Consider the following 430-nt stretch of genomic DNA (forward strand, 5'->3'; position numbering starts at 1 on the left):
CCCCCACCCCCGGCCCCCCTCCCCCCCCCCCACCCCCCCACCCCCGCCCCATCTTCTCTGTACTACCGATGCTCGCACCCGATAGCGCAGACTCGGTCTGGAGACCTGGGGCGCGGGCTTCCCCTTGAACCGGCACGCTGTTACCAGCGAGGGATTTTAAATCCCTTGTGTCTACCAATTCCACCACCCGGGCATCGGGTTGCTCATAGAGCGCGTGGAGTGTTGAATGGAGGCGGAACCCGGAGTCGAACCGAGGTAGACGGATTTGCAATCCGCTGCATGACCACTCTGCCATTCCGCCAAATTAGATAATTGGAGCGGCACACGAGGCTCGAACTCGTGACCTCAACCTTGGCAAGGTTGCGCTCTACCAACTGAGCTAGTGCCGCTTTCTTTATCTTGGGGGCTATGCCCTCTCAACACGGACGCG

3 tRNA genes are annotated in these 430 nt (G+C 60.9%); all 3 read right to left on the reverse strand.

The features are described 5' to 3' along the window. Positions 1 to 98: 98 nt before the first annotated feature. The 3 genes from CWB80_RS22690 to CWB80_RS22420 all read right to left on the reverse strand — a co-directional run bounded on the left by CWB80_RS22690 (position 99) and on the right by CWB80_RS22420 (position 389). A tRNA-Leu gene (locus CWB80_RS22690) sits at positions 99 to 193 on the reverse strand. 34 nt (positions 194 to 227) lie between these two features. Then, positions 228 to 301: transfer RNA gene (locus CWB80_RS22415), tRNA-Cys, on the reverse strand. Positions 302 to 313: 12 nt separating this feature from the next. After that, a tRNA-Gly gene (locus CWB80_RS22420) sits at positions 314 to 389 on the reverse strand. Positions 390 to 430: the final 41 nt, after the last annotated feature.

The sequence above is a fragment of the Pseudoalteromonas sp. S1650 genome, assembly GCF_005887195.1.
Lineage (GTDB): Bacteria > Pseudomonadota > Gammaproteobacteria > Enterobacterales > Alteromonadaceae > Pseudoalteromonas > Pseudoalteromonas simplex.